Source organism: Methylobacterium sp. 174MFSha1.1, from assembly GCF_900116815.1.
Lineage (GTDB): Bacteria > Pseudomonadota > Alphaproteobacteria > Rhizobiales > Beijerinckiaceae > Methylobacterium.
In genome coordinates this window covers 1-12,261 of sequence record NZ_FPCB01000020.1, presented here as the reverse complement: position 1 = coordinate 12,261, position 12,261 = coordinate 1, and the positions used below count along the sequence as shown (strand labels likewise).

15 protein-coding genes and 1 pseudogene are annotated in these 12,261 nt (G+C 70.7%); 5 read left to right on the top strand and 11 right to left on the bottom strand.

The genetic code is table 11. The features are described 5' to 3' along the window. Nucleotides 1–70: 70 nt before the first annotated feature. Both BM430_RS18010 and BM430_RS18005 read right to left on the bottom strand, forming a co-directional pair. Entirely contained in the window at nt 71–292 is a 222-nt protein-coding gene (locus tag BM430_RS18010; RefSeq protein WP_093568632.1) for a hypothetical protein, read from the bottom strand. 4 nt (nt 293–296) lie between these two features. Continuing rightward, the gene (locus BM430_RS18005; protein ID WP_093568631.1) at nt 297–482 is read right to left on the bottom strand and encodes a hypothetical protein; all 186 of its coding nucleotides are present in this window, start codon (nt 480–482) and stop codon (nt 297–299) included. A 207-nt stretch (nt 483–689) separates the two neighbouring features. Between BM430_RS18005 and BM430_RS18000 the strand changes: the two genes are divergently transcribed. Next, entirely contained in the window at nt 690–1,199 is a 510-nt protein-coding gene (locus BM430_RS18000) for a ferritin-like domain-containing protein (RefSeq protein ID WP_093568630.1), read from the top strand. A 125-nt stretch (nt 1,200–1,324) separates the two neighbouring features. Here BM430_RS18000 and BM430_RS17995 read toward each other — a convergent pair whose 3' ends face one another. From BM430_RS17995 to BM430_RS17980, 4 genes are read right to left on the bottom strand one after another with little or no spacing between them, the layout of a single operon-like run. Next, nucleotides 1,325–2,038 (bottom strand): maleate cis-trans isomerase family protein, encoded by a 714-nt coding sequence (locus BM430_RS17995; RefSeq protein ID WP_244539539.1) that lies wholly within the window; start codon nt 2,036–2,038, stop codon nt 1,325–1,327. A 14-nt stretch (nt 2,039–2,052) separates the two neighbouring features. Continuing rightward, nucleotides 2,053–2,823 carry an ABC transporter ATP-binding protein gene (locus tag BM430_RS17990; RefSeq protein WP_093568628.1) on the bottom strand — a complete coding sequence of 257 codons (771 nt, stop codon included), beginning with the start codon at nt 2,821–2,823 and terminating at the stop codon, nt 2,053–2,055. Between the two features lie 46 nt (nt 2,824–2,869). Then, a complete protein-coding gene (locus BM430_RS17985) occupies nt 2,870–3,733 on the bottom strand; it encodes an ABC transporter permease (RefSeq protein WP_093568627.1) in 864 nt (287 codons plus the stop codon). Further along, complete coding sequence (locus BM430_RS17980; RefSeq protein WP_093568626.1) at nt 3,717–4,727, bottom strand: ABC transporter substrate-binding protein; 1,011 nt, start codon at nt 4,725–4,727, stop codon at nt 3,717–3,719. Before BM430_RS17980 ends, BM430_RS17985 begins: the two co-directional genes overlap by 17 nt. Nucleotides 4,728–4,982: 255 nt before the next feature. On the opposite strand from BM430_RS17980, the gene BM430_RS17975 reads away from it, so the two are divergent. Further along, the gene (locus BM430_RS17975) at nt 4,983–5,702 is read left to right on the top strand and encodes a GntR family transcriptional regulator (protein WP_093568625.1); all 720 of its coding nucleotides are present in this window, start codon (nt 4,983–4,985) and stop codon (nt 5,700–5,702) included. 17 nt (nt 5,703–5,719) lie between these two features. Then, complete coding sequence (locus BM430_RS17970) at nt 5,720–6,466, top strand: aspartate/glutamate racemase family protein (RefSeq protein ID WP_093568624.1); 747 nt, start codon at nt 5,720–5,722, stop codon at nt 6,464–6,466. A 61-nt stretch (nt 6,467–6,527) separates the two neighbouring features. Here BM430_RS17970 and BM430_RS34790 read toward each other — a convergent pair whose 3' ends face one another. Beyond that, a complete protein-coding gene (locus BM430_RS34790; protein WP_177303092.1) occupies nt 6,528–6,668 on the bottom strand; it encodes a hypothetical protein in 141 nt (46 codons plus the stop codon). Nucleotides 6,669–6,911: 243 nt separating this feature from the next. On the opposite strand from BM430_RS34790, the gene BM430_RS17965 reads away from it, so the two are divergent. Continuing rightward, entirely contained in the window at nt 6,912–7,175 is a 264-nt protein-coding gene (locus BM430_RS17965) for a hypothetical protein (RefSeq protein ID WP_093568623.1), read from the top strand. 43 nt (nt 7,176–7,218) lie between these two features. On the opposite strand, the gene BM430_RS17960 is transcribed toward BM430_RS17965, so the two are convergent. From BM430_RS17960 to BM430_RS17945, 4 genes are all read right to left on the bottom strand, one after another. After that, a complete protein-coding gene (locus tag BM430_RS17960) occupies nt 7,219–8,427 on the bottom strand; it encodes an alpha-hydroxy acid oxidase (RefSeq protein ID WP_093568765.1) in 1,209 nt (402 codons plus the stop codon). A gap of 175 nt (nt 8,428–8,602) precedes the next feature. Continuing rightward, nucleotides 8,603–10,153, bottom strand: a complete 1,551-nt coding sequence (locus BM430_RS17955; RefSeq protein ID WP_093568622.1) for a Na+/H+ antiporter — start codon at nt 10,151–10,153, stop codon at nt 8,603–8,605. A gap of 78 nt (nt 10,154–10,231) precedes the next feature. Further along, nucleotides 10,232–10,483 (bottom strand): hypothetical protein, encoded by a 252-nt coding sequence (locus BM430_RS17950; protein WP_244539538.1) that lies wholly within the window; start codon nt 10,481–10,483, stop codon nt 10,232–10,234. Between the two features lie 198 nt (nt 10,484–10,681). Continuing rightward, complete coding sequence (locus BM430_RS17945; protein WP_093568621.1) at nt 10,682–11,089, bottom strand: flagellar biosynthesis repressor FlbT; 408 nt, start codon at nt 11,087–11,089, stop codon at nt 10,682–10,684. 441 nt (nt 11,090–11,530) lie between these two features. Between BM430_RS17945 and BM430_RS17940 the strand changes: the two are divergent. Continuing rightward, nucleotides 11,531–12,261 (top strand): annotated as a pseudogene (locus BM430_RS17940) (flagellar hook protein); the annotation flags it as partial.

Genomic DNA, 12,261 nt, shown 5'->3' with positions numbered 1-12,261 from the left:
CCGCGTCCGCGTTTCACGGGAAACACCCTTAACGAAAGGTGTGTTTTCCGGGATGCAGGCGCCCTTCGCCTCAATGCGACCGCGGCGAATGCCCCTTGCGGTCCGGATCGTGGGTGTGGTGCCGGTCGCGCTCGCCGCCGCCGCCCGAGACGTGGGAGCGGCTGTCGCTGGTGGGCTCGCCCGGGTTCGGGCCGGCATGGGCCGTCGGGTCGGGCCGGTCGGGACGCTGGTGGCTGCTGCCGGGTCCGCCATGGTGGCGGTTGGCGGCGTCGGTCTTGTCCGAAGTGCTCATGCGATCACCGATCCTGCTGGTGGCCTTGGTGGGTGGTGTTCACCTTCGAGTTGCCGGATTGGCCGACCTTGTCCGGGTCGGCGGTCTGGCCGGTGCCCTTCGGCCCGGTCTCGGTCGGGGCGCGCTCGGCACTGCCGGGGCCCTTGTCGGAGCGGTTGGCCGGCGGCACGGGCGGGGGTGATGCGGTCATGGCGATCTCCCTGAGTGGAGGGCGAGGCGATGTCCCTCGCCGTTGAGGGCGGACAACGCCGTGCACTCCCGGGCGTTCCTGACCCGCCCGACCGGCTCGGATACTTTGTCACAGTATGAGTATCGGACGCGAACCGGCGCTGCCGGGCGGCGTTGGCCCGGGCAGCACAGGCCTGCCCCACACCACCCTGGCAAGGAGCCCCCCGCGATGGCCGAGGACGTCCGTTCGCTGTACTTGACCGCGCTGAAGAACACCCACGCGCTCGAATTGCAGGCGCTCCAGATCATGGAGCGGCAGGTCGAGCGCCTGGAGCGCTACCCCGACATGGAGGCGGCCTTGCGTCGGCACATCACCGAGACGCATGGCCAGCGCGACCGGCTCGACGAGGCCCTGGCGGCGCTGTCCGAGAGCCCCTCGACCCTGAAGGAGGGCGTGCTCGGCTTCATGGGCAACATGGCGGCTTTGGCCCACACCCCGGCCCAGGACGAGATCCTGAAGAACGCCTTCGCCAACCGCGCCTTCGAGAATTACGAGGCGGCGGCCTACGACGCGCTGATCACGCTCGCCGAGGCGGCCGGCGAGAGCGCCCGGCTGCCCGCCTTCGAGATGTCGCTGAAGGAAGAGCTGACGATGGCCCAGACGATGGCCGACCTCGTGCGGCCGACGACGCGCCGCTACCTCGAGCTGACGGTCAGCGGCGGCAAGGCCGACCGGTAAGCATCGGAGGCTGCTGGCTGTTTTCTGGCCGTATCGACACCCTCCTGGTCATTCCGGGCTCCGCTTTCGCGGCCCCGGAATGACGCGCAGGAGGATGGGTCCGTAGAGACGGATCGGTCAGCTTCTCACAGCCGGAACAGCCCGCCCCGGCCGGTGATCCGGTTGGGCTCGGCGCCCGCGGTGCGCAAGGCCGCCCACAGGGTGACGGCGATCGAATCGTAGACCGGGATCCCGAGTTCGGCCTCGAGATCCTCGACCATCGCCGCCCCCGCCATGTTGGTGCAGACGATCGCCACCGCCTCCGCGCCTTCCGCCGCGACCGCTCGCGCCATCGCGGCGACCTCCGCCTCCGGCACCTCGGCGAAGGAGAAGTTGTCGGAGAGCCCGCAATGGCGCTCGGCCGCGCAGTCGAACCCGGCCGCCGCCCAGTTCGCCTGGATCCGCGCCTGCACGTCGCCCGTATAGGGCGTGACGAGGCCGACGCGGCGGATGCCGGCACGGGCGAAGGCCTCGCGGAAACCCAGCACCGCGGTCGCCGCCGGGATGCCGGTCACTTCGGTGATCCGGGCGCACAGAGCCTCGTCGCGGGCAAATCCCAGCCACGCCGCCGAGGTGCCGTTCCAGGCGATCGCATCCACCTTGGCGTCGGCCAGCAGTGCGGCCGCGTTCAGGATCGGCGTCTCGTCGAACTGCCCGAGCCCCGCCGCCGAGAGGGTGATCTCGGTGACGCGGAAGCGCGAGAAATGCGCGGTGATGGCGGGCGCGTCGCGCAGCAGGTCCGCCGTCGCCGGCTCCAACCGGGTGTTCGACGACGGGGTCAGCATCCCGAGGCGGGTCATCGCGCGGCCCTCCATCACGCGGCCATCGTGCGGCTCGATTCCTCGCGGATCAGCCCGAGGATGCGGCGCTTCATGTCGTTGAAGTCCGGGCTCGTCACGTCCCGCGGCCGGGCGAGATCGAAGGGGATGAACTCGCGGATGCGGCCCGGCCGCCGGCTCATCACGGCGATGCGGCTGGCCAGCACCAGGGCCTCGTCGACCGAGTGGGTGACGAACACCACCGTGGCGCCGACCCGCTGCCAGATCGCGACCAGCTCCTCCTGCATCTCGATCTTGGTCTGGGCGTCGAGCGCCGCGAAGGGCTCGTCCATCAGGATCACCGCCGGATTCATCAGGAGCGCCCGGGCGATGCCGACCCGCTGGCTCATGCCGCCGGACAATTCCGCCGGGTAGTGCCGCTCGAAGCCGGTGAGTCCGACGAGGTCGATATAGGTCTTCGCCCGCTCGTGCCGCTCGGCCTTCGCCATCCCCTTCAGCTTGAGGTGGAAGGCGACGTTGTCGATGACGGTGAGCCAGGGCATCAGCGTCGGCTGCTGAAACACCACGCCGCGGTCGGCGCCCGGCCGCTCGACGCGCCGTCCCGCCACCCGGACCTCGCCGGCGCTCGGCGCCTCGAAGCCCGCGATCATGTTGAGCAGGGTGGACTTGCCGCAGCCCGAGGGGCCGAGCAGGCAGACGAACTCGCCCGCCTCGATCGTGGCGCGGGTGCGGTCTACCGCCACGAGGTCGCGCCCGTCGCGGTCGCGAAACACCTTCTGGACGTCGGCGAGGTCGATCGCGCTCATCGGAATCTCCGCGAGGAAGGGCAGCTGGGGGGAGGGGAGGGGCGGCTCACCGCCCCTGCACCGTCGTGCCCTTCTGCCAGTGCAGCACCGAGGCCATCAGCGCCTTGAGGCCGAGATCGGACAGGTAGCCGAGGAGCCCGATCGAGATCATCGCGGCGAGCACGATGTCGTAGCGCAGGAAGTAGTAGGAATCCCACAGGACGTAGCCCAGCCCGCTCTTCACCGCGACCATCTCGGCCGTCACCGTCAGCATCCAGGCCGAGCCGATCGCGATGCGCAGGCCCGAGAAGATCGACGGCAGGGCGGCCGGCAGCACGATGTCGGTGAGGAGCTGGCGCTCGGAGGCGCCCATCATGGAGCCTGCCCGGATCAGGTTGCGGTCGACCCCGCGCACGCCGTGGATGGTGTTCATCAGCACGGGGAAGAACGCGCCGAGGAAGACCAGGAAGATCGCCGGCTTGTCGGCGATGCCGAACCAGATGATGGCGAGCGGGATCCACGACACCGGCGGGATCGGCCGCAGCATCTGCAGCGTCGGCTCGACGGTGCGCTCGACGAAGCGCCACCAGCCGATGGCGACCCCGATCAGGATCGCCGAGACGGAAGCGATCGCGTAGCCGGCCGCGACCCGGGTCAGGCTCGCGAGCGCATCCGGCACCCAGTGGCCGGAATAGGTCTGGGTGCTCTCGTCGAGGCCGAGGAGCCAGTCCCCGAGCGCGTGCAGCACGGTGCTCGGGGCCGGCAGCAGGGCCGCCGGCAGGGCGCCGGAGCGGGCGAAGGCCTCCCAGCCGGCGACGAGGAGGAGCGGCAGGGCCGCCCGCTCGGCGAAGGCCACGAGGCGCCGGGGCAGCCGGCGGGCGGGAGCCGGCGCCGCCTCCGGCAGCGGCGCGGTCTCAGTAGCCGAGGCCATCGCGGGTCTTCTTGGTGGCAGCCTCCAGGAACGAGAAGTCCATGTGCTTCTCCACGTCGGCCGAGACGTCGCGGCTGATGTATTTCAGGTCCCGCATCATCGCGGCGATCGCGAGGGTCTTGGCGCGATGCATCCGGTAATCCGGCTCGGCGTTGGCGATCGCCGCGGCGGCGACCTCCTTCGACAGGCCGGTCTTCTGGTTGATCACGTCGACCCACACGCCCTTGTCGGCCTTGAGCGTCTCGACGAGCGCCACGTCGGCATCGACCACCGCCTGCACGCCGGCGCGGTTCTTGGCGATCACGTCCGAGCGGGTGACGATGAGGTTCGTCAGGTTGCCGGCGGCCTGGTCGTAGGGCAGCACGAAGCGGTGTGCGGCCCCCGCCATCCGGATCTGCGAGGCGAAGGGCTCGACCGAGCAGACCATGTCGATCTCGCCCCGCTGCATCGCCGCGAGGTGGTCGGACGGGTTCGGGATGTTGACGAACTGCACGTCCTTGTTCGGGTTGATGCCCTGCTTCAGGAAGGCGCCGCGCATGTGGATGTCCTGCGCGTTGCCGCGGGAGGCCGCGACCTTGAGCGGCGTACCCGCCGCCTTCGCCTTCTCGACCGCGGCCTTGAACCCGGCCCAGTCGTCGGCCTTCAGGTCCAGCGCCTTGGCCGACAGGCATTCCGAGCCGCCGTTCACCTCGCCGGCCACCGCCACGATGTCGAAGCCTTTGTCGAGGGCGGTGACGTAGTGGAGGTAGGTGACCTGCGCCACGTCGAGGCTCTTGGCGATCAGCGCCGTCAGCACGTCGTTGCCGGAATTGAAGCCGGTGGCGTCGATCGTCGCGCCTTTGGCCAAGCCCGGCAGCAGGGCGACCGGCAGGCAATGGGCGCACTTGGCGTAGCCGACCTTCACGGGGGCCTCCTGCGCCGAGGCCGGCGCGAGGGATCCGGGCGAGAAGGACCAGAGGGCGGCGGCCAGCAGGAGGCCGAGAGGGCGGCGCATGGTCGGTGACCTCGCTCGTGAGGGGCGCGCCGTCCGGGCGTGATCCGGACGTCTCGAAGGGGCTGGCGGGGCCGTTCGACGCCGCCGCGAGACCAGGGTGTGACGGGTTTCGGGCCCGCGCAACGCATTTATCGTGCTCTGCATGCAATTGATGCCAAATGCCGAGGCAGGCAGCAGAATTGCCTGGAATTGATGCGCCCGGGTCCGATCGGAGCCGCTATGGTCCCATCCCGACGACCAGGGAGAACGACAGGCATGGATCCGGTCCGGCGCCCGCGTGGGCGCCCGCGCAAGCCCGTACTGCTGGAAGCCGCGGCCTTGCGGCCCCGGCGCGGCCTGCACGACCAGGCGGCGGAGCGCCTGCGCACGCTGATCGTCGACGGCACGCTCCCGGCCGGTGCCGCCCTGGTCGAGACCGAGCTGTCGGTGGCGCTCGGCATCTCGCGCACGCCGTTGCGCGAGGCGCTGAAGCTGCTGGCCGTCGAGGGGCTGGTGGAATTGCGCCCCAACCGCTCGCCCCGGGTGGCGGAGCTGCGGCCGGACGCGGTGACCGAGCTGTTCGAGGCGATCGCCGCCATCGAGCGGGCGGCGGCCGAGCTCGCGGCCTCGCGCATCACCCCGGCCGAGCTGGAGCGGTTACGCGCCTACCAGTCCGAGCTGGAGGCGCACCACGCCGCCGGTGAGTTGAGCCCCTACTTCGCCCTCAACCAGCGGATCCACGCCCTGATCGTCGCCTGCGCCCGCAACACCCCCTTGCGGGAGGCGCACGAGGCGCTGCACGCCCGGGCCGAGATCGCCCGCCGCCGCGCCCTCGACAGCCGGGCGCGCTGGGACGAATCGGTCGCCGAGCACCGGGCGATCCTCGCCGCGCTCGAGGCCCGCGACGCCGCGGGCGCCGGGCGCCTGCTCGCTGACCATGTCGGCCATACCGGCACGGCCCTGCTTGCCGGCCTCGCCCGGCCCGACGCCGCCTGATCCAGACGAGGCTCCCGATGCGCCTGCTCCTCCTCAACCCCAATACCAGCCACGACGTGACCGAGCTGATGCGCGCCACCGGCGCCGCGGCCGCCGCGCCCGGCACCGAGATCCTGACCGCCACCGCGCCCCGCGGCGTGCCCTACATCGCGACCCGGGCCGAGGCGCAGATCGGCGGCGCCATCGCCCTCGAGATGCTGGCCGAGGCGCCCCCGGTCGATGTCGCGATCATCGCGGCCTTCGGCGATCCGGGCCTGTTCGGTGCCCGCGAATTGTTCGACTGCCCGGTCATCGGCCTCGCCGAGGCCGCGATGCTGTCGGCCTGCCTGCTCGGCCGGCGCTTCGGCCTCGTCACCTTCGCCCGCGCCCTGGTGCCCTGGTACGAGGAATGCGTCGCCGCCCACGGGCTCCAGCAGCGCTGCGCCGGGGTGCGGGCGCTGGAGGGACGCTTCTCCGCCCTGTCCGCCGTCCAGGAGGAGAAGGAGGCGCAGTTGATCGACCTTGCTCGGGTGGCGGTCGAGGAGGACGGCGCCGACGTGCTGATCTTCGCCGGCGCCCCCCTGACGGGCCTCGGCGCCCGGGTGCGCGACCGTCTGCCGGTGCCGGTGGTCGATCAGGTGGTGGCGGCGGTCAAGCTCGCCGAGGCCGTGGCGGCGCAGCGGCCCGCCAAGGCGACCGCCGGGACGTTCCGGCGGCCGGATCCGAAGCCGAGCACCGGGCTCGCGCCGGCGCTGGCGGCGCGGATCGGGCACGAGGCCCGGTGATGGCGCTGCGAGGACCCGAGCCTCGTCCGGACAGGACGGGAGCGGTAGGCCGAGGGTGCCTTCAGGACCACACGAACTCGCCGAGGCGACCGGCGAGGCGATAGGCGCGCTCGCGGGTCAGGCCGCGCAGGATGACCCGGGTGTCGCTGTAAAGCGTGAAGGTGCCGTCGGCGTCGGCCTGGATCCGGATGCCCTCGTGCATGGTCTGGCGCTCCCCAATCGTTGCGGCATCCGTTCCGGAATGCCGGGAGAAACGCGCGGCGGCGCGCCGGGATACGGGAGCCGGCAACATTTTTTTAAGGATCGAATTTTTTCCGGCGCCCGTCTCGCGAAAAACGATTCTTCCACCGGAACCTTCACCGTTGGAAATTCTTGTTCGTGACCCGCTGCCGGCGGGCCGGTTCCCGCCGTCGGACGCGGGGGCCGCGCAGAGGAGACACCAAAGATGAAGAAGACGACTCTGGGCCTCGCGGCGGCGGCGGTTCTCGGCTGCCTCACCTTCGGCATCGGCGCGGCCTCCGCCGCCCCGGCGAGCCCGGCCGGCATCCAGGCCGCCCCGATGATCGAGCACGTGCAGATGACCCGCGGCGAGCGCCGGATGATGCGCCACCACCGGATGCACCGGCATATGATGCATCGCCGCCACATGATGCACCGGCGGCACATGATGCGTCACCGCATGATGCACCGCCACATGCACCGCATGTAGCGGAGGCCGCTCCGCCCGGCGCATGACCGGGCGGAGCTTTTGGTCAGAACGGCCGGTTGACGAGGGCCGGCTTGCCGGCCAGGATCCGCTCGTCGACCTGGCGCACGTCGCGCAGGCCGCACATCGCCATCGTGACGTCGAGCTCCTTGCGGATGATGTCGAGGCACTGGGTCACCCCCGCCTCGCCGCCGGCGCCTAACCCGTACAGGAAGGCACGGCCGATGAAGACGCCGTGGGCGCCGAGCGCCAGCGCCTTGATCACGTCCTGGCCTGAGCGGATGCCGCCATCCATCAGCACCTCGATCCGGTCGCCCACCGCCTCGACGATGGCGGGTAGCGCCGCGATGGACGAGATCGCCCCGTCGAGCTGACGGCCGCCGTGGTTCGAGACGATCATCGCCTCGGCGCCGCTCTGGGCGGCCAGCTCCGCGTCCTCCGGATCGAGGATCCCCTTCAGGATCAGCTTGCCGCCCCAGCGGTCGCGGATGCGCTTGACGTCGTCCCAGTTGAGCCGCGGATCGAACTGCTCGGCGGTCCAGGACGAGAGCGAGCGCAGGTCCCCCACCCCTTGGGCGTGCCCGACGATGTTGCGGAAGGTGCGGCGCTGCGTGCGCAGCATGTTGAGGCACCAGCGCGGCTTCGTCGCCAGGTTGACGATGTTGGGGATCGTCATCCGGGGTGGGGTCGACAGGCCGTTCTTCACGTCCTTGTGGCGCTGGCCCAGGATCTGGAGGTCGAGGGTGAGCACCAGCGCCGAGCACTGCGCCGCCTTGGCCCGGTCGATCAGCCGGTCGATGAAGTCGCGGTCGCGCATCACGTAGAGCTGGAACCAGAACGGAGCGTCGGTGTTCTCGGCCACGTCCTCGATCGAGCAGATGCTCATGGTCGAGAGCGTGAACGGCACCCCGGCCTTGGCGGCGGCCCGCGCGGCGAGGATCTCGCCGTCGGCGTGCTGCATCCCCGTCAGCCCGGTCGGCGCCAGCGCCACCGGCATGCTCACCGGCTGGCCCACCATCGTGCTCGCCAGCGTGCGGTTCGTCATGTCGACGGCGACGCGCTGGCGCAGCTTGATCTGCGAGAAGTCGTCCTCGTTCGCCCGGTAGGTGCCCTCCGAGTACGAGCCGGAATCGGCGTAGTCGTAGAACATCCGCGGCACCCGCCGCTCGGCGAGCACCCGCAGGTCCTCGATGCAGGTGACGGGACCGCTCGTGAAGAACCGCGACGTCCAGGACGGCGGCCGCGACGAGGGCATTCGGGTGGCGTGCATGGCGTCTCGCTCGTTCCGTCTCTTGTCGCCCGCGCGGGACCTCGCTCGTCCGGTGCGCAGGTTCTTGGTCTCAAGCCCGAACGGGATACAATCAACCGTTCGGGTCTGACCATCGTTTTCGCCGTGCCTCCGGCGCGGCCCGGCACCGCGCCGGGCGCGGTCAGGGCGAGACCTCGTCCCGCGGCGTGGCGCTGAGCTCGGCCCAGTCGAGCTCCTCCTCGAGCCGCAGGAAGGCGTCGTCGCCGATCTCGTCGCGCTCGCGCAACTCCAGGATGACGGCCCGGGCGGCCTCGACGGCGCGGCGGCGCAACCCGTCGGCGGGCAGGCTCGCCGGGGCGAGGCCCTCCTCGTGGTCCTCCGCCTCGCGCAGGCCCGCGTCGAATTCCCGCCGCAGCGCCTCGGCATGGGGCGAGCGGTCGTCGGCGAGGCTGTCGCGGGCCGCCCGGTAGGCCGCGGCGCGCGCCCGGCCGATCTCGATCCCGACCGGGTCGTCGTCGCCCAGCGAGAACCAGGCGAGCAGCGGGCGCAGGGTCAGGCCCTGGATCACCAGCGTGCCGAGCACGACGCAGAACGCCGTCAGCACCATGAGGTCGCGGTGCGGGAAGTCGCCGGGCAGGGCCAGCGCCAGCGCGATGGTGATGACGCCACGCATGCCGCACCACGCCACGATCGTGCCCGAGCGCAGGCCGATCGGCGCCGGCCCCACGGGCCCGGCGACGCGGTGTACGAGGCGGGCGCAGGCCCGGGCGCCGAGCACCCAGGCGAGCCGCACCACGACCGTGGTGGCGAAGACGGCCGCGGCGACGAGCGCGTAGTGGCTGCGCTCGGCCGGGCTCAGGCCCTCGAGGATCGGGCCGATCTGCACGCCGATCAGCACGAAGGCGAGCACGTTGAGCACGAACACCGCCGTCTCCCAGACGGTGTTGGAGGTGACGCGTAGGTGGGCCGGCATGGTCTGGGGCGAGAGCCGCGACACGGCCAGCCCGAAGCTCACCACCGTCAGCACGCCCGAGACCCCGACCCGCTCGGCGGCGATCCAGAGGCCGAAGGTGGCGACGAATTGCAGCACCACGGCGCTCGGCGGATCGGTCACCCGGCGCATCAGCCGGACGTAGAGCATCGCCAGGACCGGCCCGGCTATGATCCCGCCGACGACGCCGACGAGGAAGGTCGGGGCGACCTCGGCGGCCGAGAACGAGCCCGTCGCCACCGCCCCCAGGGCGAGGCGGTAGATCAGCAGCGACGAGGCGTCGTTGAACAGGCTCTCGCCCTTGAGGATGGTGACGAGGCGGTGGGGCAGCCGGACATGGGCCAGGACCGAGAGTGCCGCCACCGCGTCCGGCGGCGCCACGATGGCGCCGAGCACGATGCCGGCGGCGAGCGGCAGGTCGGGCACGAGCCAGCGCGCCACCAGGGCCACCGCCATCGTCGTGACCCCGACCGCACCGACGACGAGGCCGGCGACCGGCATCCAGTTGCGCTTGAGGTCGCGCAGGCTGGTGTCATAGGCGGCGTCGAGCAGGACGGGCGCGAGGAACAGCGCCAGGGCGAGGTCGGGATCGAGGCGCAGGTTCGGGACCTGCGGCACGAAGGCCAGCACCGCCCCGCCGATGGCCAGGAAGGCCGGGAACGGCGCCCCGAGGCGCCGCGCCACCCCGGCGAGCAGGACCGCGACGACGAGCACGCCCGCGATCCATTCAAAGATCAGCATCACCCCTCCGCATCTGAAGGAGGGCAACGCGGATGGGGCGTCCGCGGTTTGGTCGGGGGCGGGACGGACGCGCGCGGCTCAGCCGCCGGCCCGGGGCTCGGCCGCGCGGCGCTCGGCAATCTGAAGTTCGGCGACTTGTAGCTCGGCGACTTGGCCCGGGCGGAGGATGCGCCCGTCGGCGAGGATGATCCAGGCGCTCCCGGCCTCGACCGCGCGGGAGGCCGCCACCGCCTCGCGCAGGGACGTGGTCGCCGGCTCGCCCGCGCCGCGTTCCGGCCGGGCGACGAGTTGCGCCGGAATGGTCCAGCCGATCGAATTCGTATCGCCCAAGGGTCCGCGCCTCAAGGGCGCCGGCCTCGACCGGTCCTTCGTGCGCCTCACGAAATGCCCGTCGCTTCGTCGCGGCCACGGCAAGCCGTGGCGCAGATCGGGCGTTTTGTGAGAGACACTCGGCCCCACGGGGGAGAGACCATCACCCCTTTGCGGCCGCCCCAGGGCGGAACCCTGGTGAAGGCGACGACGCCGCGCTCAGGCGGCGTCGGTCGCGGCGGCGTTCAGGCGCTCCATCAGGCTGCGCTCGTAGGCCACGAGCTCGCGGCCGACCTTCAAGGCGCGGTGATACTGCTTGTTCGCGAGCTCGTCCTGGATCGCCACCAGGTAGGGCGCGCTCGTCGGCATGCCGCGCAGGATCTCCATCGATTGCCGCACCAGCAGGTCGTCGGCCTCCATCGGATGGTCGGCGAGGTAGATCAGCTGGAGCGTGACGCACAGCCGCTTGCAGGCGGTGTCGGCGCCGCTCTCCGGGATGATCTCGCTCTCGCGCAGGAACTTGCAGGTGTTCTCGATCAGCAGGTTGGTCGAGCGCTCGCCGTTGCGGAGCGCCGCGCCGTTGATGATCAGGCGCTCGAACGGCTTCAGGTGGATGCGCAGGGGCATGGGCGTCTGTCCGTATAAGCCTTGGCGAAGGGTGCGCCTTCCGAGTCTGGTTGCATCCGGTCCGTCACCCCGACGGATCGGCGGGAGACCGCGCCGCCCCCCGCCGTCCGTCCCGCTTCGCCGCTCCGCCGCGCCACGTGGGCGGCACGACCGGAGCCGCACCATCCGGAGATGGAAGCGGCCGGCGGGCCTGCCCTCGATGCGGGGCGTAAGAGAGGGAATAGGTGAACATGGGGCCGACGCTAGGGTGCGGACGATTAAGAATTCACTGTAGCGAAGCCCGAAACAAACCACCCAGATACAGATTTATCCAATATTAACCATAGCAGGACGGACTAGGTCGGCGAAAACGTTAGGCTTAAGGAAGACGAAAGGCCCGCGCGGCGATGGTGACGGCGTCGTCAAAAAGACGCCTCGCCCGACGATCAAAAAGGTCGCCCCATGTCCGACATCACCCTCTCGGCCGCCACCCGCCAGAACCTCCTGTCGCTCCAGGATACGGCAGCGCTGCTCTCCACCACGCAGACGCGCCTCTCGACCGGCAAGAAGGTCAACAGCGCCCTCGACGGCCCGGTGAACTACTTCACCGCCCAGAACCTGAATTCGCGGTCCTCGTCCCTGACGTATCTGCTCGACGGCGTGTCGAACGGCATCCAGACGATCCAGGCCGCCAATACCGGCATCACCAAGCTGCGCGGCCTGACCGACCAGCTCAAGTCCGTCGCCCAGCAGGCGCTGTCCGCCTCCAACGCCTTCACCGCCAAGGCCAGCGTCTCCTCGACCTCGCTCAACGGCGCCATCGCCAACAACCTCCTGTCGGTCGGTCCGACCTCGGCGACCAGTGATGGTGCGATCGGCTCGGCCTCCGGCAACCTCGCCATGACGCTGACCGCCGGCACCGGCTCCGCCACCCTGGACACCACCGCCAACATCGGTGCGATCTTTGGCAGTGGCAACTCCACCACGGTCAGCCTCGACGGCGTCAACATCACCCTGACCAAGGGCATCGACGACGCCACTCCCGCTGCGCTGACGACCTCCATCAACAACCAGCTCAAGGCCGCCGGATCGAGCGTCGTCTTCTCGATCGCCAGCAACAAGGCCGTGCTCACTGGCACGAACGATGGTGGCGTGTTCCAGATCGGTACCGACACCGCGACGCAGTTGCTGAT

Bases quoted from the DNA above. Each gene is read 5' to 3' on its own strand.
- BM430_RS18010 (WP_093568632.1), bottom strand. From the start codon at position 292: ATGAGCACTTCGGACAAGACCGACGCCGCCAACCGCCACCATGGCGGA.
- BM430_RS18005 (WP_093568631.1), bottom strand. From the start codon at position 482: ATGACCGCATCACCCCCGCCCGTGCCGCCGGCCAACCGCTCCGACAAG.
- BM430_RS18000 (WP_093568630.1), top strand. From the start codon at position 690: ATGGCCGAGGACGTCCGTTCGCTGTACTTGACCGCGCTGAAGAACACC.
- BM430_RS17995 (WP_244539539.1), bottom strand. From the start codon at position 2,038: ATGACCCGCCTCGGGATGCTGACCCCGTCGTCGAACACCCGGTTGGAG.
- BM430_RS17990 (WP_093568628.1), bottom strand. From the start codon at position 2,823: ATGAGCGCGATCGACCTCGCCGACGTCCAGAAGGTGTTTCGCGACCGC.
- BM430_RS17985 (WP_093568627.1), bottom strand. From the start codon at position 3,733: ATGGCCTCGGCTACTGAGACCGCGCCGCTGCCGGAGGCGGCGCCGGCT.
- BM430_RS17980 (WP_093568626.1), bottom strand. From the start codon at position 4,727: ATGCGCCGCCCTCTCGGCCTCCTGCTGGCCGCCGCCCTCTGGTCCTTC.
- BM430_RS17975 (WP_093568625.1), top strand. From the start codon at position 4,983: ATGGATCCGGTCCGGCGCCCGCGTGGGCGCCCGCGCAAGCCCGTACTG.
- BM430_RS17970 (WP_093568624.1), top strand. From the start codon at position 5,720: ATGCGCCTGCTCCTCCTCAACCCCAATACCAGCCACGACGTGACCGAG.
- BM430_RS34790 (WP_177303092.1), bottom strand. From the start codon at position 6,668: ATGCACGAGGGCATCCGGATCCAGGCCGACGCCGACGGCACCTTCACG.
- BM430_RS17965 (WP_093568623.1), top strand. From the start codon at position 6,912: ATGAAGAAGACGACTCTGGGCCTCGCGGCGGCGGCGGTTCTCGGCTGC.
- BM430_RS17960 (WP_093568765.1), bottom strand. From the start codon at position 8,427: ATGCCCTCGTCGCGGCCGCCGTCCTGGACGTCGCGGTTCTTCACGAGC.
- BM430_RS17955 (WP_093568622.1), bottom strand. From the start codon at position 10,153: ATGCTGATCTTTGAATGGATCGCGGGCGTGCTCGTCGTCGCGGTCCTG.
- BM430_RS17945 (WP_093568621.1), bottom strand. From the start codon at position 11,089: ATGCCCCTGCGCATCCACCTGAAGCCGTTCGAGCGCCTGATCATCAAC.